The sequence below is a fragment of the Mesorhizobium sp. WSM4832 genome, assembly GCF_055811115.1.
In genome coordinates this window covers 137,436-159,596 of record NZ_JBVVQH010000018.1, presented here as the reverse complement: position 1 = coordinate 159,596, position 22,161 = coordinate 137,436, and the positions used below count along the sequence as shown (strand labels likewise).

21 protein-coding genes are annotated in these 22,161 nt (G+C 64.3%); 10 read left to right on the top strand and 11 right to left on the bottom strand.

Annotated features, from left to right (window positions below):
- Positions 1-261 precede the first annotated feature (261 nt).
- The gene (locus AC0L2L_RS24095; protein ID WP_473581738.1) at positions 262-1,575 is read right to left on the bottom strand and encodes an MFS transporter; all 1,314 of its coding nucleotides are present in this window, start codon (positions 1,573-1,575) and stop codon (positions 262-264) included.
- Between the two features lie 244 nt (positions 1,576-1,819).
- Here AC0L2L_RS24095 and cyoA point away from each other — a divergent pair, with 244 nt between their 5' ends.
- Genes cyoA through AC0L2L_RS24060 form a run of 7 tightly spaced genes read left to right on the top strand, consistent with a single transcriptional unit; the run spans position 1,820 to position 8,694 of the window.
- Positions 1,820-3,001, top strand: a complete 1,182-nt coding sequence (cyoA, locus tag AC0L2L_RS24090; RefSeq protein ID WP_473581736.1) for a ubiquinol oxidase subunit II — start codon at positions 1,820-1,822, stop codon at positions 2,999-3,001.
- Positions 3,002-3,011: 10 nt separating this feature from the next.
- A complete protein-coding gene (gene cyoB, locus AC0L2L_RS24085) occupies positions 3,012-5,009 on the top strand; it encodes a cytochrome o ubiquinol oxidase subunit I (protein ID WP_473581734.1) in 1,998 nt (665 codons plus the stop codon).
- A gap of 9 nt (positions 5,010-5,018) precedes the next feature.
- Positions 5,019-5,645 (top strand): cytochrome o ubiquinol oxidase subunit III, encoded by a 627-nt coding sequence (gene cyoC / locus AC0L2L_RS24080; protein ID WP_473581733.1) that lies wholly within the window; start codon positions 5,019-5,021, stop codon positions 5,643-5,645.
- Positions 5,642-6,010, top strand: a complete 369-nt coding sequence (gene cyoD, locus AC0L2L_RS24075; RefSeq protein ID WP_473581732.1) for a cytochrome o ubiquinol oxidase subunit IV — start codon at positions 5,642-5,644, stop codon at positions 6,008-6,010. Before cyoC ends, cyoD begins: the two co-directional genes overlap by 4 nt.
- Positions 6,007-6,819 carry an SURF1 family protein gene (locus tag AC0L2L_RS24070; RefSeq protein ID WP_473581730.1) on the top strand — a complete coding sequence of 271 codons (813 nt, stop codon included), beginning with the start codon at positions 6,007-6,009 and terminating at the stop codon, positions 6,817-6,819. Before cyoD ends, AC0L2L_RS24070 begins: the two co-directional genes overlap by 4 nt.
- Positions 6,816-8,171: an ATP-binding protein gene (locus AC0L2L_RS24065; protein WP_473581728.1), complete on the top strand. Its 1,356-nt coding sequence runs from the start codon at positions 6,816-6,818 to the stop codon at positions 8,169-8,171. Before AC0L2L_RS24070 ends, AC0L2L_RS24065 begins: the two co-directional genes overlap by 4 nt.
- On the top strand, positions 8,161-8,694 hold the full coding sequence (locus tag AC0L2L_RS24060) for a response regulator transcription factor (protein ID WP_473581726.1): 534 nt from the start codon (positions 8,161-8,163) through the stop codon (positions 8,692-8,694). The genes AC0L2L_RS24065 and AC0L2L_RS24060 overlap by 11 nt, the downstream gene beginning before the upstream one ends.
- Positions 8,695-8,714: 20 nt before the next feature.
- On the opposite strand, the gene doeB is transcribed toward AC0L2L_RS24060, so the two are convergent.
- From doeB to ehuR, 10 genes are all read right to left on the bottom strand, one after another.
- Positions 8,715-9,716, bottom strand: coding sequence for a N(2)-acetyl-L-2,4-diaminobutanoate deacetylase DoeB (doeB, locus tag AC0L2L_RS24055; RefSeq protein ID WP_473581724.1), 1,002 nt, complete (start codon positions 9,714-9,716; stop codon positions 8,715-8,717).
- A gap of 4 nt (positions 9,717-9,720) precedes the next feature.
- Complete coding sequence (doeA, locus tag AC0L2L_RS24050; protein WP_473581722.1) at positions 9,721-10,911, bottom strand: ectoine hydrolase DoeA; 1,191 nt, start codon at positions 10,909-10,911, stop codon at positions 9,721-9,723.
- 37 nt (positions 10,912-10,948) lie between these two features.
- Positions 10,949-11,941, bottom strand: a complete 993-nt coding sequence (locus AC0L2L_RS24045) for a cyclodeaminase (protein WP_473581720.1) — start codon at positions 11,939-11,941, stop codon at positions 10,949-10,951.
- Positions 11,938-12,927 (bottom strand): hydroxyectoine utilization dehydratase EutB, encoded by a 990-nt coding sequence (gene eutB / locus AC0L2L_RS24040; RefSeq protein ID WP_473581748.1) that lies wholly within the window; start codon positions 12,925-12,927, stop codon positions 11,938-11,940. The genes AC0L2L_RS24045 and eutB overlap by 4 nt, the downstream gene beginning before the upstream one ends.
- Before the next feature lie 19 nt (positions 12,928-12,946).
- Complete coding sequence (gene eutA, locus AC0L2L_RS24035; protein ID WP_473581746.1) at positions 12,947-13,723, bottom strand: ectoine utilization protein EutA; 777 nt, start codon at positions 13,721-13,723, stop codon at positions 12,947-12,949.
- Between the two features lie 5 nt (positions 13,724-13,728).
- On the bottom strand, positions 13,729-14,388 hold the full coding sequence (ehuD, locus tag AC0L2L_RS24030; RefSeq protein WP_473581718.1) for an ectoine/hydroxyectoine ABC transporter permease subunit EhuD: 660 nt from the start codon (positions 14,386-14,388) through the stop codon (positions 13,729-13,731).
- Positions 14,388-15,047 (bottom strand): ectoine/hydroxyectoine ABC transporter permease subunit EhuC, encoded by a 660-nt coding sequence (ehuC, locus tag AC0L2L_RS24025; protein WP_473581717.1) that lies wholly within the window; start codon positions 15,045-15,047, stop codon positions 14,388-14,390. The genes ehuD and ehuC overlap by 1 nt, the downstream gene beginning before the upstream one ends.
- Positions 15,048-15,281: 234 nt before the next feature.
- Positions 15,282-16,082, bottom strand: a complete 801-nt coding sequence (gene ehuB / locus AC0L2L_RS24020) for an ectoine/hydroxyectoine ABC transporter substrate-binding protein EhuB (protein WP_245273628.1) — start codon at positions 16,080-16,082, stop codon at positions 15,282-15,284.
- Between the two features lie 154 nt (positions 16,083-16,236).
- On the bottom strand, positions 16,237-17,022 hold the full coding sequence (gene ehuA, locus AC0L2L_RS24015) for an ectoine/hydroxyectoine ABC transporter ATP-binding protein EhuA (RefSeq protein ID WP_027168445.1): 786 nt from the start codon (positions 17,020-17,022) through the stop codon (positions 16,237-16,239).
- A 136-nt stretch (positions 17,023-17,158) separates the two neighbouring features.
- Positions 17,159-18,544 (bottom strand): MocR-like ectoine utilization transcription factor EhuR, encoded by a 1,386-nt coding sequence (gene ehuR, locus AC0L2L_RS24010; RefSeq protein WP_473581714.1) that lies wholly within the window; start codon positions 18,542-18,544, stop codon positions 17,159-17,161.
- 83 nt (positions 18,545-18,627) lie between these two features.
- Between ehuR and AC0L2L_RS24005 the strand changes: the two genes are divergently transcribed.
- The 3 genes from AC0L2L_RS24005 (at position 18,628) to AC0L2L_RS23995 (ending at position 22,151) form a co-directional block, all read left to right on the top strand.
- Positions 18,628-19,119, top strand: a complete 492-nt coding sequence (locus tag AC0L2L_RS24005) for an Lrp/AsnC family transcriptional regulator (protein ID WP_473581713.1) — start codon at positions 18,628-18,630, stop codon at positions 19,117-19,119.
- Between the two features lie 127 nt (positions 19,120-19,246).
- A complete protein-coding gene (locus tag AC0L2L_RS24000; protein WP_473581712.1) occupies positions 19,247-20,740 on the top strand; it encodes an NAD-dependent succinate-semialdehyde dehydrogenase in 1,494 nt (497 codons plus the stop codon).
- Positions 20,741-20,771: 31 nt separating this feature from the next.
- Complete coding sequence (locus AC0L2L_RS23995) at positions 20,772-22,151, top strand: aminotransferase (protein ID WP_473581710.1); 1,380 nt, start codon at positions 20,772-20,774, stop codon at positions 22,149-22,151.
- Positions 22,152-22,161: the final 10 nt, after the last annotated feature.

The following is a 22,161-nucleotide window of genomic DNA, read 5'->3' as shown; positions in this document are numbered from 1 at the left end:
ATCCGCAACATGATGCCGCTCCAACCGGGCGACGTGCCGGCAACCTTCGCCGACGTGACCTCGCTCGAAGAGGTGATTGGCTTCAAGCCGAGGGTCCCGGTCGAGATCGGCGTTCCGCGCTTCGTGGAATGGTATCGGGACTTCTACCAGGTCTGATTGGACGCCTGCGCTCTATCCCTTTGTTTTTTTGACGCAATTCCGGGACGGAAGGTTACGGCGAAGACGCCGAACTTAACCGCTCACACTTTTCCTGGAATTGCTCTAACGGTCGGTCGCCGACGACTGCCTGTCGATCCACAGCGCGATCAGCGTGCAGGCTGCGCCCGAAAGCAGATAGGCGCCGGCGGCGATGAGGCCGAAATTGCCGGCCAGAAGCAGCGCGGCGAGCGGCGCGAAGCCGGCGCCGAACATCCAGGCGAGGTCCGACGTCACCGCCGAGCCGGTATAGCGGTGCTGGCGCGAGAAGCTCGTCGCGACGACGCCCGAGGATTGCCCGAAGCTCAGGCCGAGCAGGATGAAGCCCAGCACCATGAACACCGTCTCGCCAACGGTGCCGCCGTTGAGAAGCTGCGGGGCAAAGCCGCTGAATGCGGCGATGGCGACGGCGCCGCCGCCGAGCAGGGCGCGACGCCCGACGCGGTCGGCCAGCGGACCCGAAGCGACGATTGCCGCGATGCCGAACAGCGCGCTCACCGCTTCGATCACCAGGAAGCGCTCCGGACCCTCATTGGTGAACAGGAACACCCAGGACAGCGGAAACACCGTCACCATATGGAACAGCGCGAAGCTCGCCAGCGGCGCGAAGGCGCCGACGACGACTTTGCGGCCTTCCGTCCGGATCATTTCCCTGATGCGCGTCGGCTGCAGGTCGCCGCTCTCGTAGAGTTTCGAGAATTCCGGCGTGACGACGATGCGCAGCCTGGCAAACAGCGCCACGACATTGATGGCGAAGGCGACGAAGAAAGGATAGCGCCAGCCCCAAGCGAAGAAGTCGTCGGCCGAGAGATTGGCGACGAAGAAGGCAAACAGCGAGCTTGCCACGATGAGCCCGATCGGCGCGCCGAGCTGCGGGATCATCGCATAGATGCCGCGCCGGTTGTGCGGCGCGTTCAGCGCCAGAAGAGAAGGTAGTCCGTCCCATGTTCCGCCGAGCGCCAGCCCCTGCAGGAAGCGGGTAAGCGCCAGCAGCCAGGCAGCGACTGCGCCGACATCCTCATAGGAGGGCAGGAACGCCATGGCGACGGTCGAGGTGCCGAGCAGGAACAGCGCGATCGTCAGCTTTGCGCCGCGGCCATAGGCGCGGTCGACCGCCATGAACAGAACGGTGCCGAACGGGCGCGCGATGAAGGCCAGCGCGAAGATCGCGAAGGAATAGAGCGTTCCGACCAGCGGATCGTGCGTTGGAAACACAAGCCTGGGAAACACGATCACGGAAGCGATCGCATAGACGAAGAAATCGAAGAATTCCGACGTCCTGCCGATGATCACGCCGACCGCGATATCGCCCGCGCTGACCTGGCCGTGATGTGAGCCGATCAGCCCGCTGTCAGTTTTGGCAGTCGAAGTTTCAGCCATCGTTTCCGTCGCCACCAAGCTGAGTTCGGAACGCGATTGTCGTCGTTCCGATGCGATTATTGTCGTCATCCAGATGCGACGTTGTCGTCATCCCATTATGCGTGCACACTTTCGCGAAAGCCATACCAACTGGGCATTGGACAAATTGTCCAATGTCGTCGCCGAGCCCGCGGCAGTAGCCGTTGGTCCATATCGCATCGCAACCTGCAAAGACCTGCTGCAGGGCCATCGAGGGCAGCGTTTGATGAAACGATCCGGAGCCTTGCTTCTTTTTCCGCTGGCCGTGCTGCTGAGCGGCTGCAACCTAGTCGTGCTGGCGCCCGCGGGCGACGTCGCGGTGCAGCAGCGCGACCTGCTCGTCGTTTCGACCCTGCTGATGCTGCTCATCATCGTGCCCGTCATGGCGCTGACCGTGCTGTTTGCCTGGCGCTACCGGCAATCCAGCACCACGGCGACCTACACGCCCGACTGGGACCATTCGACCAAGCTGGAGCTGGTGATCTGGGCGGCGCCCCTGCTTGTCATCATATGCCTGGGCGCCTTAACCTGGCTCGGCACGCATCTGCTCGATCCTTACCGGCGCATCGACCGGATCGAGCCCGGACAGCCCGTCACGCAGGCCCACAAGCCGCTCAAGGTCGAGGTCGTCGCGCTCGACTGGAAATGGCTCTTCATCTATCCGGACTACGGCATCGCCTCCGTCAACGAGCTGGCGGCGCCGGTCAACCAGCCGATCGATTTCCGCATCACCTCGTCGACGGTGATGAACTCATTCTACATTCCCGCCCTTGCCGGGCAGATTTACGCCATGCCCGGCATGGAGACGAAGCTGCACGCCGTCGTCAACCGTCCGGGCACCTATACCGGCTTCTCGGCCAATTACAGCGGCGCCGGCTTCTCCGGCATGCGCTTTGCTTTCCACGGCCTCTCCGACCAGGCCTTCGACCAGTGGGTGGCGCAGACCAAAAGCGAGCACGCCACGCTCAGCCGCGACAGCTATCTCGAGCTCGAACGTCCGAGCGAGAACGAGCCGGTCCGCCACTATGCCTCCGTCGATCCCGACCTCTATGGCGCCATCCTCAATTTGTGCGTCGAGCGCGGCAAGATGTGCATGAACGAGATGATGTCGATCGACGCCAGGGGCGGCCTGGGGCTCGCCGGCGTCCGCAACACCCTGCCGCTGCAATATGACAAGCTTGCCCGGCGCGGCGCGGTATTCGGCAACGATCCGTCCTATGTCGCGAGCATCTGCACGGCGGAAGAAGCGGCTGCCGCCTCGCGCGCGGCCAGCGATGCCGACGCGAAATATTGGCCGGTGCGCGATCTTTCCCCGCTGCGCGGGGCGGGGCTGCTCGGTCCCGGAACGGGCAGCCGCCGCGCCGACGCCGAGACGCCGTCGCTCGGCCTGCTGCGCTTCGAATTGTGAGGGATGGCGGATGCCTGAGACGCTGACCAAATTCATCTTCGGCCGCCTCACCCTGGAGTCGCTGCCGCTGCACGAGCCGATCGTCGTCGGCACCTTCATCGTGGTGGCGCTCGGCGGCCTCGCGGTTCTCGGCGCCATCACCTATTTCCGGCTCTGGACCTATCTGTGGCGCGAATGGTTCACCAGCGTCGACCACAAGAAGATCGGCGTCATGTACATGGCGCTCGGGTTGGTCATGCTGCTGCGCGGCTTCTCCGACGCCATCATGATGCGCCTGCAGCAGGCCATCGCCTTCAACGGTTCGGAGGGCTATCTCAATGCCCATCACTACGACCAGATATTCACCGCCCACGGCGTGATCATGATCTTCTTCGTGGCGATGCCCTTCGTCACCGGGCTGATGAACTTCGTGGTGCCGCTGCAGATCGGTGCGCGCGACGTCTCTTTCCCGTTCCTCAACAATTTCAGCTTCTGGATGACGGTCGGTGGCGCCATCCTGGTCATGGCCTCGCTGTTCGTCGGCGAATTTGCCCGCACAGGCTGGCTGGCCTATCCGCCGCTCTCGGGTATCGGCTACAGTCCCGATGTCGGCGTCGATTACTACATATGGGCGCTGCAGGTTGCCGGCGTCGGCACGACGCTGTCCGGCATCAATCTGATATGCACCATCATCAAGATGCGCGCGCCCGGCATGACGATGATGCGCATGCCCGTTTTCACCTGGACCTCGCTGTGCACCAACGTGCTGATCGTGGCGTCCTTCCCGGTGCTGACGGCGGTGCTGACGCTGCTCGCGCTCGACCGCTATGTCGGCACCAACTTCTTCACCAACGACTTCGGCGGCAACCCGATGATGTATGTGAACCTCATCTGGATATGGGGTCACCCGGAGGTCTACATCCTCATCCTGCCGCTGTTCGGCGTCTTCTCCGAGGTCACCTCGACCTTCTCCGGCAAGCGCCTGTTCGGTTACACCTCGATGGTCTACGCCACGATAGTCATCACCATCCTGTCCTATCTGGTCTGGCTGCACCACTTCTTCACCATGGGCTCCGGCGCCAGCGTCAATTCCTTCTTCGGCATCACCACGATGATCATCTCGATCCCGACCGGGGCGAAGATGTTCAACTGGCTTTTCACCATGTATCGCGGCCGCATCCGCTTCGAACTGCCGATGATGTGGACGGTGGCCTTCATGCTCACCTTCGTCGTCGGCGGCATGACCGGCGTGCTGCTTGCCGTGCCGCCAGCCGATTTCGTGCTGCACAACAGCCTGTTCCTGATCGCGCACTTCCACAACGTCATCATCGGCGGCGTGCTCTTCGGCCTGTTTGCCGGCATCGCCTACTGGTGGCCCAAGGCCTTCGGCTTCAAGCTCGATCCGTTCTGGGGCAAGGTCTCGTTCTGGTGCTGGGTGGTCGGCTTCTGGTTCGCCTTCATGCCGCTTTACATCCTCGGCCTGATGGGCGTGACGCGCCGCATGCGCGTCTTCGACGATCCCTCGCTGCAAATATGGTTCGTCATCGCCGCCTTCGGCGCGGTGCTGATCGCCTGCGGCATCGCCGCCTTCCTGGTGCAGATCTTCGTCTCCATCCGCAAGCGTGCGGAACTGGTCGATGTCACCGGCGATCCCTGGGACGGGCGCACGCTCGAATGGTCGACCTCCTCGCCGCCGCCGGCCTACAACTTCGCCTTCACCCCCGTCATCCGCGACAATGACGCCTGGTGGGACATGAAGAAGGCCGGCTACCGGCGTCCGCTCTCCGGCTTCAAGCCGATCCACATGCCGAGCAACACCGGCACGGGCGTGATCCTTGCCGCCTTCAGCGTCGCGCTCGGCTTCGGCCTGATCTGGTACATGTGGTGGCTGGCGGCGCTGAGCTTCGTCTGCCTCATCGCAACCGCGATCGGCCACACCTTCAACTATCACCGCGACTTCGACATCCCGGCTGCCGAGGTCGCGCAAACGGAAGAGACGAGGACGACGCTCCTCGCCGTGCAGGGCTAGGGTTTGAGCATGGCATCGACGGCAACCACGGCCGGCGCCGAACCGGTCTTCCACCTGGAAGAGGAGCATGCGCACGCCGAAGGCGGCAGCACCATGCTCGGCTTCTGGCTTTATCTGATGAGCGACTGCCTGGTCTTCGCCATGCTGTTCGCCGCGTATGGCGTGCTTGGCGGCAACTACGCGGCGGGTCCAGCGCCGAAGGACCTGTTCGACCTTGGCCTGGTGGCGGTCAACACCACCCTGCTGCTCCTATCCTCGATCACCTATGGCTTCGCCATGCTGACCATGGACAAGGGCCGCGTCGCGGCGACGCAGGCCTGGCTGGCCGTGACCATGCTGTTCGGCCTCGGCTTCCTGTCCATCGAGCTCAACGAATTCGCGCACATGATCCATGAGGGCGCGACGCCGCAGCGCAGCGCCTTCCTGTCGTCCTTCTTCACGCTGGTCGGAACACACGGCCTGCACGTCACCTTCGGCATCGTCTGGATGGTGACGCTGATGGTGCAGGTCGCGAGATACGGCCTCATCGAGGCCAACCGCCGCCGGCTGATGTGCCTCTCGATGTTCTGGCACTTCCTCGACGTCGTCTGGATCGGCGTCTTCACCTTCGTCTATCTGATGGGGATGCTGCGATGAGCGCTCATGATCATGCCGATCGCGGCCATGGCGGTACCCCGCACGGGTCGCTGAAGGGCTACCTGATCGGCTTCGTCCTGTCGGTGATCCTCACCGCCATTCCGTTCTGGATGGTCATGACCGGCGCCATCGACAACAAGCAGGCAACGGCCGTCATCGTCATGGCCTTCGCGGCGGTGCAGATCGTGGTGCACATGGTCTTCTTCCTGCATATGAACCCCGCCTCGGAGGGCGGATGGTCGATGCTGGCGCTCATCTTCACGGTGATCCTCGTGGTCATCGTGCTGAGCGGCTCGCTCTGGGTGATGTACCACCTCAACGCCAACATGATGCCGGGGCTGCACGAGATGCGGGAGATGCCATGAGCCCTGTGTCGGGCGTGGGGAGGGCCGAACTCGAGGCAAAGGACATGATCGGCCGTGCAGATATTGGCTCTTACGCCGCGCCGTCGACAGGCACCGCGTCGCGATTGTTCCTTGCGCTGCTGGGGCTTCTCGGCGTTCTTGTGTTTGTCGGGCTCGGCGTCTGGCAGTTGGAGAGGCGGGTGTGGAAACTCGACCTGATTGCCCGTGTCGACCAGCGTATCCACGCTCCGGTCGTCGATGCGCCCGGTCCCAGGAACTGGGGCGGCTTGAGCGCGGCTGACCACGAATATCGCCATGTACGCCTGTCCGGGCGTTTCCTCGGCGGCGCCAACACGCTGGTGCGGGCGGTGACCGGGCTTGGCGGCGGCTATTGGGTTCTGACGCCGATGCGCACCGACAGCGGTTTCGTGGCCCTCGTCAATCGCGGCTTCGTCCCTCAGGAGCGGAAGGCGGAGTTCGAGCGGGAGAGCGGCGGTTTCACCTCGCCGGCAACGATTGACGGGCTGTTGCGCATCAGCGAGCCGGGCGGCGGTTTCCTGCGCAGCAATGATCCGGCGGCCAATCGCTGGTATTCGCGAGACGTCGACGCCATCGCAAAGGCGCGCGGCCTGACCGGTATCGCGCCCTATTTCGTCGATGCAGAGGCCTCCGGCGCGGCTGGCTGGCCGCGCGGCGGGCTCACCGTCGTCCACTTTCGCAACAGCCATCTTGTCTATGCTTTGACCTGGTTTGCCCTCGCACTGATGCTGGCAATCGCTCTCGCCAGGCCAATCTTCGCCAGCCGGCGGAAGCAGGACGCGGCAAGATGAACATCTCGATCCCGCGGCTTCATCACGCCAAGTCGTCGTCCCTTGCGGCCCCCCTTGCCGGGCAGGGCGGCGCAAGCTCGAATTCCGACGTGACGAACAGGAAGAACCTGCTCCTGCTCATCCAATTGCGTTGGCTCGCGGTGGCGGGGCAGGTGCTGACCATCCTGGTGACGCAATACTGGTTCGCCATCCCGCTGCCCCTGGCCGAAATGGCCGGCGTGGTGCTTTTCCTTGTCGGGCTGAACATCTTCAGCCTGCTGGCCTTGCGCGGCAATCGCCGCATCTCCAACGCGCAGCTCTTCGTCGCGCTGATCTTCGACATGGCGGCGCTGACCACGCAGCTTTACCTGAGCGGCGGCGCCTCGAACCCGTTCGTGTCGCTCTATCTCCTGCAGATCACGCTCGGCGCCGCGCTGCTGGCGTCATGGTCCACTTGGGTCCTGGTCCTGGCTGCCTCGGCCTGCTTCGTCTTCCTTATCTTCGTTTTCCAGCCTATCGCCATCCCCCATCACGGCGGCAGCGACCTTCTCGCCTTGCATCTGCGCGGCATGTTCATCTGCTTCGTGCTGGCGGCCGGCCTGATCGTGATCTTCATGACGCGCATCAACCGCAACCTGCGCGAACGCGACGCCTACCTCGCCGACCTGCGTCAGCGTTCGGCCGAGGAGGACCATATCGTGCGCATGGGCCTGCTGGCCTCAGGTGCCGCGCATGAACTTGGCACGCCGCTCGCGACCATTTCGGTCATCCTGTCCGACTGGCGCCAGATGCGCGGCGTCAAGCGCAACCGCGAACTTTCCGAGGACGTGGCTGAAATGCAGGCGCAGATCGGGCGCTGTAAAAGCATCGTGACTGGCATCCTCATGTCGTCAGGGCAGGCGCGGGGCGAGGGAACGATCCGCACCACGATCCGCTACTTCCTCGACGATCTCGTCCAGGAGTGGCGCGTCAGCCGCCAGCCCTTCAAGCTGGACTACAGCAACGATTTCGAGCCGGACGAGCAGATCGTGTCCGACACCGCCCTGAAGCAAGTGATCTTCAATGTGCTCGACAATGCGCAGGAAGCATCGCACGATTGGGTCGGCATCACTGCCGAACGGCAGGATGAGAAGCTGGTGTTCTCCGTCAAGGATCGCGGACCGGGTTTCGACAAGGATATTCTGGCCGCGCTCGGCCAGCCCTATATGTCGAGCAAGGGACGCCCGGGCGGCGGTCTGGGCCTCTTCCTGGTGTTCAATGTGGTGCGCAAGCTCGGCGGCGACATTTCGGCGCGCAACATGGCCGAGGGCGCCTGCGTTACCCTTTCGCTGCCGCTGGCGGCGCTGGCCGATGGAGGCGATCGTGAAGCCTGATCGATCCTTGTTCGTCGTCGAGGACGACGCGACGTTCGCACGCACGCTCAAACGGTCCTTTGAGAAGCGCGACTACGACGTCGTGGTTTGCCACGACCGCGAGGCGCTGCTTGTCGCGCTGGAAACGGCCGTTCCGGCCTACGCCGTCGTCGATCTCAAGCTCGGAGCGGGATCGGGGCTCGAATGCGTCAAGTTGCTCAGCGCCCGCAACCCGTCGATGCGGATCGTCGTGCTGACGGGATTTGCCAGCATCGCCACGGCGGTCGAGGCGATCAAGCTCGGCGCCTGCCACTATCTGGCGAAGCCCGCCAACACCGACGACATCGAAGCCGCCTTCGGCCGCGCCGAGGGCGATGTTTCGGTGCCGCTCACCAGCCGCCCCACCTCGATCAAGAACCTCGAATGGGAGCGCATCCACGAAACGCTGGTCGAGACCGGCTTCAACATCTCCGAAACCGCGCGCCGGCTCGGCCTGCACCGGCGCACGCTCGCCCGCAAGCTCGAGAAGCGCGTCGTGCAATAGGGTGGGTCCGCCACGGGTAACTACGGGACGGCCACGCCCAGCACCGAGACGCAGTCGCCCGCCTTGACCAGGCCTGGGAAGTGACGCGCGACTAGCAGCCCCGACATCCTGGCCCTGATCTCCTGCGGCGCCTGTCCAGTGCGTCCGAGCGGATGGATGCGCGCAACGACCTGACCGTCCTCCACGGGCTGGCCGAGGTCGACCATGGTCTCGATCATGCCGTCATCCTCGGCGAAGGCGAAGCAATCGCCCGAGGGCATGTCGAGCCATTGGGTTCTGCTCTTCTCGACCGCACCAGATACAATGCCGGCATGGCGCAGCACGTTGAGGATGCCGCGCCGGGCGATGCGCACGGTTTCGGCGCGAGAGGTTCCGCCGCCACCGAGCTCGGTGGTGACGAAGACCTTGCCCATCTCCTCGGCGGCCGTGTCGTACATGCCGACCGTATCGATCTCGGTCATGCGCATCGAGAACGGCGCCGAGAAGGCCTCGACCGCGGCGAAGGACTTTTGCTCCTGCGCCTTGTCCGGCAGCGTGTGCGCGGCGCAGAACGGCACGAAATCCAGCGTCTTGCCGCCGGAATGGAAGTCGAACACGATGTCCGCGCGCGGCAGCAATTCACGTTGGAAATAGTCGGCGATCTTCTCCGTCACCGTGCCGTCCGGCCGGCCGGGGAAGGAGCGGTTCATGTTGCCCTTGTCGATCGGCGAGGTGCGCGTGCCGGCGCGGAACGCCGGATAGTTCATCGCCGGCACGATGATGACCGTGCCGGTGACGTTTTTCGGGTCGAGCGTGCGGGCGAGTTCGTAGAGCGCCAGCGGCCCCTCATACTCGTCGCCGTGATTGCCGCCGGTGAGCAGCGCCGTCGGGCCCTTGCCGTTGCGCATGACGCAGACCGGGATCATCACCGATCCCCAGGCAGAATCGTCGCGGCTGTAGGGCAGGCGCAGGAAGCCGTGCTGGACGCCGTCGCGCTCGAAGTCGACGGTCGGAGTGATCGGCGATGGACGCAGAGCTGACATCGGCTCAGTCCTTCACAAAGAGCTTGCGCGGCACATTGGCCAGGCATTCGACGCCGGTGTCTGTGATCAGGATCGACTCGGTGATCTCCAGCCCCATCGTCTCCAGCCACAGGCCGGTCATGAAATGGAAGGTCATGCCGGGCTTGAGCTCGGTTCGGTCGCCGGGGCGCAGGCTCATCGTGCGCTCGCCCCAGTCCGGCGGATAGGAAAGACCGATCGAGTAGCCGGTGCGATTGTCCTTGACGATGCCGTATTTCTTCAAGACGGCGAAGAAGGCGTTGGCGATGTCCTCGCAGGCGTTGCCGGGTTTGGCGGCGGCAAGCCCTGCCTCCATGCCCTCCAGCGTCGCCTTCTCGGCATCGAGGAAGGCCTGTGTCGGCTTGCCGAGGAAGACGGTGCGCGACAGCGGACAATGGTAGCGGTTGTAGCAGCCGGCGATCTCGAAGAACGTGCCTTCGTTCACCTTCATCGGCTTGTCGTCCCAGGTGAGGTGCGGCGCCGAGGCATCCGCGCCCGACGGCAACAGCGGCACGAGCGCGGGATAGTCGCCGCCGATTTTGCCATCTGGGCCGTCGACGCCGCGTGTGCCGGCATCGTAGATCTCGGCGACCAGATCGCATTTGCGCATGCCGACTTTAATCTTGTCGACGATCCGCTGGTGCATGGCCTCGACGATGCGGGCGGCCTTGCGCATGTAGTCGATCTCGGTCGGGCTCTTTATCGCGCGCTGCCAGTTGACCAGCGCGGTGGCGTCGGCAAAGCGGGCGTTGGGCAGGTGTTTCTGGAGCGAGGCGAACGCAGCGGCCGAGAACCAGTAATTGTCCATCTCGACGCCGATGGTGAACTTGTCCCAACCACGCTCGGCAAGCACGCCGGCGAGGTAGTCCATAGGATGCCGCTCGGTCGACTGCACATAGTGGTCGGCGTAACCGATGATGTTGTCATGCGAGAGATAGGCGGTGCGCTTGGCACCATTGGCGTCCTGGCCGCGGCCATACCAGACCGGCTCGCCGGATGGCGGCACGATGACCGCCTGATGCACGTAGAAGGACCAGCCGTCATAGCCCGTCAGCCAGGCCATGTTGGACGGATCGCTGACGATCAGCAGATCGACCCCCTTGGCCTCCATGGCTTTGCGCGTCTTGGCGAGGCGATCTTCAAATTCCCCCCGCGAGAATTTCAGGTTTGGCTGCATTTTGTTGGTCCTCGTTTGTTGGGCCTCACGGCCAGCATCAGCTTTCAAAGACGGTTCCGGCATTGGCCGCCCCCGCGCGGTCGCGGGCTAAAGTGGCGATCGCCGTGTCCTGCACGCCGGTGCCGGTGAGGTCGGCGATGGTGATGTCGCCGGCCGAGCGTCGTCCGTGCTTTTCGCCTGCAATGATCTGGCCGAGCTCGGTGACTTCGGCGTCGGCGGCCATCACGCCGGCCTCGATGGCGTGGTGGAGCTCGCCGAGGCGCCGCGTCTGTTTAGCGCTGTCGGCGACATAAAGATCGGCCATGCGAAGGATCGCCGGCGCGATCTCGTTCTTGTGCTCGGCATCCGAGCCCATGGCGGTGATGTGCTGGCCGGAGGAGATGAAGCCGGCCTTGATCAGCGGTTCTGTCGAAGGCGTGGTGGTGACGATGATGTCGGCCTCGGCCGCCGCCTTGGCCGCATCCGGTTCCGCGCGCACCATGATGCCGAGCCTGTCGCGCAAGCGGGCGGCGGTTGCCTCGGCCTTGGCGGCGTCGCGCGCCCAGATGCGCGCTTCCTCGATCGGCCGCACGAGGCGCAGCGCTTCCAATTGCAAACTGGCCTGCAAACCAGCGCCGAAGATCGCCGCTATTTTGGAGTCTTCGCGCGACAGATGCCTGGCCGCGACCGCGCCTGCTGCGGCCGTGCGGATATCGGTCAGATACCCATTGTCGAGCAGCAGCGCCTCGACCACCCCGGTCTTTGCCGAAAGCAGCACCATCATGCCGCCCCCGCTCGGCAGGCCTAGCGTCGGATTGTCGAAGAAGCCGGAGCTGATCTTGACGGCAAAGCCGTCGACGCCGGGCACATAGGCGGACTTCACGTCGACCTCGCCGCGATGCTCGTGAATGTCCAGCCGCAGGATCGGCGGCATCGCCACCGGCAGCGTGGCCAAGGCGCGAAAGGCGTTCTCGACGCAGGCGACGGCTCCCAGATCGAGCGTCACGATCTTGCGCAGTTCCGCTTCGGTGAGGATGGTCATGCGGCTCATGCGGCGCGCTCCGCGGTTGATGGCTCCTCGCCGCAGACGATCCTGCGGTGCAGGTCCATGTCGATGTTGCGGCCGGAGAGGATGAGGACAGTCGGGCCGGTCGGTTTGATCTTGCCCGCGAGCAGCGCCGCGATGCCGACGGCACCCGCGCCTTCGACGATCTCGCGTTCCTGCTCATAGGCATGGCGGATGCCGGCGGCGATCTCGTCTTCGGAAAGCAGGACGACATCGTCCAGCAGGTCCCGGCACATGGCAAAGGTCAGCCGGTTGTCGAGGCCGATGCCGCCGCCGAGGGAATCGGCCAGCGTCGGCAGTTCCTCGACCTGCACGGGCCGGCCGGCATCGAAGCTGGCTTTCATCGCCGCGCCCCGCGCCATCGAGATGCCGATGACCTTGGTGCTCGGGCTCACGCCTTTGATCGCCGCGGCCACACCGGACGCCAGCCCGCCGCCGGAAAGCGGCACCAGCACGCTTGCTGCGTCCGGCACCTGCTCCATGATTTCCAATCCGAGCGTGCCTTGCCCGGCGATAATGTCGGGATGATCGAAGGGTGGCAGCATGACCAGCCCTTCTTCCGCCACCAGCCTGTCGACTTCCTGCTGGGCGTCGTCCTGGCTGTTGCCGATGATACGGACGTCCGCGCCGAGGCGGCGGATGGCGTCGAGCTTGTTCTGCGGCACCAGTCTCGACATGCAGATCACCGCGCGGATGCCTTCGAGCTTCGCCGCATGCGCAAGCGCGCGGCCGTGATTGCCGGTCGAAGCGGCGACGACGCCGCGCGATCTTTCCTGCGGGCTCAACGCGGCGATGGCGTTGGAAGCGCCGCGCAGCTTGAACGCGCCGGTCGTCTGATGGTGCTCCAGCTTCAGATGAACCGGATTGCCAGTGAGATCCGATAAGCTTTGCGACAGCACGCAGGGTGTCCGCTCGACCTTGCCGGCAACGCGTTCGCGCGCGGCGCGGATATGTTGAAGCTCGACAGTCATTTCGATCACTGGCTTTCGATCACTGGGGCAGCGGCTTTGTCATCAGCCGGCCGAACTCCGGCCGCTGCGCGTCGTCGCCGCAGAGCCGCAGGCAGTTCCAGGCGCTGGCCTGGTTGCTGGTGACGACTGGACGCCCGATCGCCTCTTCCATGCCCGGAACCGCGAGCGCAGCGCGCAGCGCGGTGCACGAGACGAACAATGCATCGGCCTGCGCGTGCGTTGCCTTGCGCGCCAGCTCGACGAGGGAGGCCGGCGCGATCCGCGCCATCTCGCGATCGTCCTCGAAGCCGAGGCAGGTGAAGCTCTCGATATCGAAGCCGTGCGCGGCGAAATAGGTGGCCATCGGCCGGCTGGTCTCGACGGTGTAAGGCGTGAGAATGCTGATCCGCTTCACTCCAAAAGCGTTCAGGCCGCGTACGCCGGCCATGGGCGGCGTGACGACGGGAACACCTGGCTTGGCCGCCTGGATAGCCGCTTCGATCTCGGCATCGCCGATCACCACGGACGCCGAGGTGCAGGAGTAGCAGACGGCATCGAGCGGCTCGTCAGGCAGGATAAGTGCTGCGCCCGCCGAAAGCTGCGGCTGCATCTTGCGCAGGTTTTCCGGTGTCGTCGGATTGGCATAGGGAATGCGCGCGACATAGACGCCGATCCGCTCGCTCGCCACCATGCGGCGGAAGTCGACCTCGCTGGTGTGGTCGGTGGCCAAGGCGATCAGGCCAACGCGCTTTTCCAGCGGGCGCGCATCGAGGGCGGGCCGGCTCGGCACCAGCCGGATTTCGGGCAACTGGTTCATGACTTTCATCTTTCGATCCTGCCGTAGCGGTGCTCCAGCCAGCGCAAGAGTACGACGGAGCAGAGGCTGATGACGAGGAAGAAGGCGCCGACCAGCGTCATCGGCTCGATGTAGCGATAGTAGCTGTTGGCGACGCTCTTGGCCTGGTTCATCAGTTCCAGCACGGTAATCGCCGAAAGCAGCGGCGTCTCCTTGAACATGGCGATGAAATAATTGGCCAGCGCCGGGATCATCGGCGGGATCGCCTGCGGCAGGATGATGTGCGTCCACGTATTATAGCCGCTGAGATTGCAGGCCTTGGCCGCCTCCCACTGGCCGCGCGGCACATTCTCGATGCCGGCGCGGTAGACTTCCGCCGTGTAGGTCCCGTAGTGCAGGCCAAGCCCGATGACGCCCGCCACCAGTGGCGGCAACAGGATGCCGATGTCGGGCAGCACATAGAAGATGAAGTAAAGCTGCACCAGCAGCGGCGTGCCGCGAATGAACTCGGCGAACCAGCCGACACTGCGCGCGACGAGCCGGTTCTCCGAGCGTCGCGCCAGCGCGATCCCAAGCCCCACGATCGCGGCCAGGATCGAGCCGAGCACCGTCGCCAGGATCGTGATCTTCACCCCCTGGATTAGCGTAGGCATAATCTCGCGGACGAAGTTCCAATCCCACTCCATCAGACACGCACTCCATCGAGGCCGCGCGCCATGCGGCGCTCCAGTGAGCGGATGCCCCAGGATATGATCAGCGCGAGCGCGAAATAGATGACGAGCACGGAAACGAAGGGCATCAGCGTGCTGCCGGTCTGCGAGCGCACCACCTGAGCCTGGAAGGTGAGATCGGCAAGCGAGATCAGTGACACGACCGACGTCGCCTTGAGCAGCTCGATTGCGTTGTTGCCGAAGGTCGGCAGCATGACGAGGAGCGCCTGCGGCAGGATCACGTGGCGCATGCCTTGCCAGCGCCCGAGATTGAGCGCCGTGCAGGCCTCATACTGCTCGCGGCCGACCGACAGGATGGCGCCGCGCACCACCTCCGCCGCATAGGCGCCGACATTGAGCCCCAGCGCCAGCACGCCTGCCTGCAGCGGCGTCAGCGACAGGCCGGCGAAAGGCAGCACGAAATACGCCCAGAACAGCTGCACGAAGATCGAGGTGCCGCGGAAGAATTCGATGTAGGTCGTGGCGATCGCCCGGATGACGAAGAAGCGCGACACACGTCCCATGCCGGCGAGGAAGGCCATGATCAGCGCGAGCACCGATCCCATCAGCGTCAGCTCGATGGTGACAAGCGCTCCCTGCAATATCAGGCCGAGATAGCCGGACCACTGGGTCATTGAGTTGCAAATTTCCTAGCGTTTCTGCGGTTGTGCGAGGCCGCTGCGACAAGTCCCTTCTCCCCGTTCACGGGGAGAAGATGCCGGTTCACCCTCCGTAGCTGCAGCGCAGCTGCTGCGTAGGATGGGTAGGCAGATGAGGGGCGGAGCCAGCCTGGCAATACTTGGCGCCGCCCCTCATCCGACCCTTCGGGCCACCTTCTCCCCGTGAACGGGGAGAAGGAAGAAGGCGTCTTACTTCGCCGCGCAGAGCTTCTCGCGCGTCGTCGACATCGCCGCTTTGGCTGAGAAGCCATAGGGCTCGATGATCTTGGCGAACTCGCCGGACTTCTTCAGCTTGGCGAGCTCGACGTCATAGGCATCGCGCAGCGCCTCGTCGCCCTTCTTGAAGGCGGCGCCGTCGCAGTAGACGGGCGCGCCCTGCACCGGCGCGATCACTTCGAGGTTTGGATCGTTGGCCTTCTTGATGAGGTCGTTGATCGACAGGACCGGCAGCGAATAGGCGTCGATGCGGCCGTCCTGCACCATCTTCAGGCCGCTCTGGCCGTCCGGCACGACGATGACGCGGTCGCGCGGCACGCCGGCGGTGAGCGCCAGCTTTTCCTCGGTGCCGCCACCTGGCGCGCCGACGGTGGCGGAGGTGTCTTTGGCGATGTCCTCATAGCTCTTGAAGCCCTTCGGGTTGCCCTTCTTCACCAGCATCGCCTCGGCATCGCACAGCACCGGCTCGGAATAGGCGACTGCCGCGCAGCGCTCCGGCTTCATGAACAGGCCGGCAGTGACGACGTCGAAGCGGCCTGCCTGCAGGCCGGGGATCATGGCGCCATATTCGGAGATAGAAGCGACGATATCGTTGACGCCGAGGCGCTTGAAGATCTCGCGCGCCACGTCGGGGGCCGCGCCCGAGACCTTGCCGTCGGCGGCGACCGCCGTATAGGGAGGCTCATTGGCGATGGCGACGCGGGCGAAGCCTTGCTGCTTGAGCTGCTCCAGCTTGGCGTCGTCGGCCGAACGCGCACCGGAGGCGATCAGCATCGTGCCCACTGCGAGGCCGGCGACGCCAGCCAGAATGCCAAGTTTCTTCATCGTTCCCAACTCCTTGTTTCTCTTCTTGATTTGCCCATTTGGCGTTTGGACCCCGAGGGCTGCTCGTTGTCCGGGACGACTTCGTCGCCCGTTTGCATTGCGGTCAGACGCGATGTCCGGCCGCGATGATCTTCTTCAGGAAACTCTGCGTTCTTTCCTGCTTGGGATGGCGGAAAATCTCATCGGGCTTGCCTTCCTCGACGATCCGGCCGCGGTCGAAGAACAGCACGCGGTCGGCGAAGTCGTGGGCAAACCCCATCTCGTGGGTGACGAGCAGCATCGTCATGTCGGTCTCGGCGGCGAGCTTGCGCATGACGTTGAGCACCTCCTCGACCAGCTCGGGGTCGAGCGCCGAGGTGACTTCGTCGAAAAGCATGATCTTCGGCGACAGCGCCAAGGCCCTTGCGATCGCCACGCGCTGCTTCTGGCCGCCGGAAAGCTGCGCCGGCATCGCCTTGGCCTTGTCGGCGAGACCGACCATGTCGAGCAGTTCCATCGCCCGCTTCTGGGCCGCGGCGCGTGCAACGCCCTTGGTCAGCATCGGCGCCAGCGTCACATTGTCCATGACGCATTTGTGCGGAAAGAGATTGAACAGCTGGAAGACCATGCCGATCTTCTGGCGCATTTTCGCCAGGTGCCGCTCGTCCGCCGGCAGCAGCTGGCCGTTGCGCTCCATGTGATAGAGCTGCTCGCCGTCGACCTGGATGTGGCCGCCGTCGATCTTCTCCAGCGTCATCAGGATGCGCAGGATCGTCGTCTTGCCGGAGCCGGACGGGCCGATCAGCGCCAGCTTCTCGCCCGGCATGACCTGCATCGACAGGCCGTCCAGCACCTTGAAGGTGCCGAAGCTTTTCGAGATGGCGTCGACCTTGATGATGGGTGCGGGCAATCCATTTCCCCGTTCTGGAGAGGCCTATGCCCTTAACGATGCGAAACGCGCCAAATCATGTCAATCAGGAAAATAATATCATGACAATAATTCCAGCGTGGCACAATTTCAGGGCAATCTGTGCTCTTCTTGTGCATCAGATGGCGAGCAGGAGATGCTCCGGATCGCCAAGCAGGAGCTTGGCGACAACGCTCAAGCCCGCGCGCAGTTCCCCCTCGGTGGTCGACCCCAGCGAAATTCGAACGGCAGGATGCCAAGCTGTTTCGGCGATACGGAACGAAGTGCCCGGCGCGATCGCCACCCCGCGAAGCCGTGCCTGCGAGACGAAGCTGTCCTCGGCACGATCGCCCGGCAATTCGAGCCAGATATGCAGCCCGTCGCGGTGGACGCGGTATTCGACCCCCGTCAGCAGCTCCGCCGCGATCTCCTGGCGCCGCCTGAGTGCCGCGCGCTGCCAGTTGACCAACTCCATCGCCGTGCCGTCGTTCACCCAGCGCGTGGCGATCTCCGCGACCATCGGCGTCGCCATCCAGTTCGAGACGAGATGGCGGTTGGCGACGGCCGCGACGTAGCGGTCGGGCACCGCGAGATAGCCGATGCGCAAGCCTGGCACGACGATCTTGGTGAAGGAGGTGACGTAGAGCGTCCGCTCGGGCGCGAAAGCGGCGACCGCCGGCGGCCGGCCTTCGACCAGCGGCCCAAGCACATCGTTCTCGATGATGGCGATGTCATGCTTGCGCGCCACCGCGGCGATTTGCTCGCGTCTTGTGGCGTCCATCAACGTCGCTGTCGGGTTGATCACCGAAGGCTGGACGAAGACGGCGCGAATGTCCGACAGACGGCAGGCCTCGTCGAGCGCCTCGGGGATCAGCCCGTTGTCGTCGATCGGCAGGCCTTCGAGGTTGAAGCCGAGATAGCGGGCAAGCGGGATCAGCGTGTGGTGGCCGATCGCCTCGGTGGCGACGGTGGAGCCGGGCGGCGCCACGCTCATCAGCGCTACCGTCATGCCGGCGGTAGCGCCGTTGGTCAGGCTGATGTTTTGCGGCGACGCTTCGAGGCCGCATAGTTTCAGCCATTCGACCGCAACGGCGCGGTGGCGCGGAAAAATCATGTTCGGCCGGAACGACAGCGCCGAGCTCGACGGCAGGTTCTCGGCCAGCCAGCCCAGCGCCTGCTTCAGCCGCTCCAGATGCATCGGCTCGCAGACCGGCTTCAGGATGGAGAGGTCGATGACCTCGCCCAGCCGCTCCGGGAGGTAGGGCGGCTCCGGCTCGCGGCGCTGTGTCTGCACGAAGCTGCCGCGGCCGACCTCGCCCGAAATCAGCCCACGGCGGATCAGTTCCTCATAGGCGCGGCTGACCGTTTGCACCGAAAGCTTCAGGTCATCGGCAAGGCGGCGATGCGTCGGCAGCCGCGCGCCATTGGCCAGACGCCCGTCATGGATGGCGCGCGCGAACTGGTCTGCCAGCGAGAGATAGGCCGGGCGGCGGATGAGAGCTGGATCTGGCTGCCATAATGTCATGACTTATTAGAGATCGAAATCAGTGCAATTGACAATCGAAATAATGCATCGTCATGGTGTCCCGAGCAGAAAACGGAGCCGGCATGGCGGCAGCGAAACTCGACCCGATCGACCTCAGGATTCTCGACGCCATCCAGCGCGACGGGCGCATCACCAAGCTGGCGCTGGCCGAGAAGGTCGGCCTGTCGCCGACGCCGTGTTGGATGCGGCTGCGCAAGCTGGAGAAGGCCGGCATCGTGTCCGGCTACCATGCTTCCGTGGCCATGCGCGTCATCGCGCCTGTGGCGACGGTGCTGATGGAAGTGACCCTGGCCAATCACCGCCAGGCGGATTTCGACCGTTTCGAACGGGTCGTGCGCGATGTCCCGGAGATCGTCGCCTGCTGGTCGGTCGGCGGCGGCGTCGACTACGTGCTGAAGGTGATGGCACGCGACATCGATGCCTATCAGCGTCTGGTCGACAGCCTGCTCGAGCGCGAGATCGGCATCGACCGCTACTTCACCTACATCGTCACCAAGACGGTGAAGGAGGAGACCGTTCTGCCGGTAGCCGATCTGCTGCCGGGGAAATCGTGAGGTAGAGAGATTTTCTGCGGCAACCGACCAATAGAGACAATCTCTCTCTGTCAGCTTGCCGAAACAGCCTCTCTGTCTCGATCGCGCGACTAGTCTCTCCACATCGCCTCACCGGGAGACCCGACTGATGTCTGCGCATTTTGCCCGCACCAACCACCATGAAGCGCTTGATCGCCTCACCGACCGCCGGTTGTTGCGCGCGCTCGCTTATGTCGACGGCCACTGGACCGCGAGCGAAGCGGCGGAAAGTTTTGAGGTTACCGATCCGGCGACCGGCGCCACCGTCGCCTTTGTGGCCGCGCTCGATGCAGCGCAGACGACGAAGGCGATCAACGCGGCATCCCGCGCGTTCTCCGCATGGCGATCGATCCTGCCGCAGGAGCGCTCCAGAATCCTACGAAAATGGTTCGAGCTGATCATCGCCGCCAAGGACGATCTGGCGCTGCTGATGACGCTGGAACAGGGCAAGCCGCTGAAGGAATCGCTTGGCGAGATCGACTACGCCGCTTCCTTCATCGAGTGGTACGCCGAGGAAGCAAAACGCCTCAACGCCGAAAGCGTCACCAGCCATCTACCGAATGCTCAGATGACGGTCCACCGCGAACCGCTCGGTGTGGTCGGCGTCGTGACGCCGTGGAATTTTCCGTCGGCCATGCTCACCCGCAAGGCCGCCGCAGCTCTTGCCGCCGGCTGCACCGTGGTGGCGCATCCGTCTTCGGAGACGCCGCTGTCGGCGCTGGCGCTGGCCGAGCTTGGCGAGCGCGCTGGGCTGCCGGCCGGTGTCTTCAACATCGTCACCGGCAAGGCTTCGACCATTGTCGGGCGGATGTGCGAAGACCCGCGCGTCCGCGCCATGAGCTTCACCGGTTCGACCGAAGTCGGCCGGCTGATCGCCGCGCAGAGCGCGCCGACGATGAAACGCTTGGTGATGGAACTCGGCGGCCATGCGCCGCTGATCGTCTTCGACGACGCCGATATCGGGAAGGCTGTGACGATCGCGCTCGACGCCAAATTCGCCACCTCCGGCCAGGACTGTCTTGCCGCCAATCGCATCTATGTGCAGCGGCCGGTCTATGACCGCTTCTGCGCCGCTTTCGCGCGCCGCATCGAGCAGCTCCGTACAGCCAACGGGCTCTCCGGCGATGCCGATATCGGGCCGCTGATGCATGAGCGTGCCGTCAAGAAAGTCGAAGAGCAGGTGGCCGATGCGCTCACCCGCGGTGCGCGCTGCCTTGCCGGCGGCAAGCGCCACGCGGCCGGCCCGCTGTTCTACCAGCCGACGCTGCTCGTCGACGTGCCGGACGATGCGCTGATCATGCGCGAAGAGACGTTCGGCCCGGTCGCCGCCGTGACGCCGTTCGACTCTGAAGCCGAAGTGGTCGACCGCGCCAACGCCACCGAATACGGCCTCGTCGCTTATGTCGTGACCGAGAACGGCGCCCGCCAGGCGCGCATGGGCCGCGCCTTGGAGTACGGTATGGTCGCGATCAATCGGGTCAAGATCACCGGCGCGCCGATCCCCTTCGGCGGTGTCAAGCAATCCGGCATCGGCCGCGAGGGCTCGCGCCACGGCCTCGAAGCCTTCACAGATCTGAAATACCTTTGCCTGGATGTCGCATAGGCGATCCCGGACCTTTCAAGGAGTCAAAAAAATGCTCGAACAATCCAACGAACTCTCGGCCTGGGACCGCGATCACTTCTTCCATCCCTCGACGCATATGGGCACGCACGCGCGCGGTGAATCGCCGGCCCGCATCATGGCCGGCGGCGAAGGCGTCACCGTCTGGGACAACACCGGCAAGAAGAGCATCGATGCCTTTGCCGGCCTCTATTGCGTCAATGTCGGCTATGGCCGCCAGAAGATCGCCGACGCCATCGCCGAGCAGGCAAAAAACCTCGCCTACTACCATGCCTATGTCGGGCACGGCACCGAGGCCTCGATCCGGCTGTCCAAGATGATCATCGATCGCGCGCCGCAGGGCATGTCGAGGGTCTATTTCGGCCTCTCCGGCTCCGATGCCAACGAGACCAACATCAAGCTGATCTGGTACTACAACAACGTTCTCGGCCGGCCCGAGAAGAAGAAGATCATCTCGCGCTGGCGCGGCTATCACGGTTCGGGCGTCATGACCGGATCGCTGACCGGGCTTGAGCTGTTCCACAACGCTTTCGACCTGCCGCGCGCGCCGATCCTGCACACCGAGGCGCCCTATTATTTCCGCCGCGCCGACCGTTCGATGAGCGAGGAACAGTTCTCGCAGCATTGCGCCGACAAGCTGGAGGAGATGATCCTCGCCGAAGGCCCGGACACGGTGGCGGCCTTCATCGGCGAGCCGATCCTCGGCACCGGCGGCATCGTGCCGCCGCCGGCCGGTTACTGGGAAAAGATTCAAGGCGTGCTGAACAAATATGATGTTCTGCTCGTCGCAGACGAGGTGGTCACCGGCTTCGGTCGTCTCGGCACCATGTTCGGCTCCGATCATTACGGCATCAAGCCGGACCTGATCACCATCGCCAAGGGCCTGACCTCGGCCTACGCGCCGCTGTCGGGCGTCATCGTCGCCGACAAGGTCTGGCAGGTGCTGGTCAAGGGTTCGGACAAGCTCGGCTCGCTGGGCCACGGCTGGACCTATTCGGCGCATCCGATCTGCGTTGCCGCGGGTGTGGCCAATCTCGAGCTGATCGACGAGATGGATCTGGTACGGAACGCCGGCGAGACCGGCGCCTATTTCCGCGCCGAGCTTGCCAAGGCCGTCGGCGGCCACAAACATGTCGGCGAGGTGCGTGGCGACGGCATGCTGGCGGCGATCGAATTCGTGAAGGATCGCGACGACCGCGTCTTCTTCGATCCGTCGCTGAAGGTCGGGCCGCAGATCGCCACCGCGCTTGCCGCGAGCGGCGTCATCGGCCGCGCCATGCCGCAGGGCGACATCCTCGGCTTCGCGCCGCCGCTCTGCCTGACGCGCGAGGAGGCCGACACGGTCGTCGCCAAAACCGCCGACGCCGTGAACAGCGTGTTTGCCAGCCTCTGAAGCAATTCCA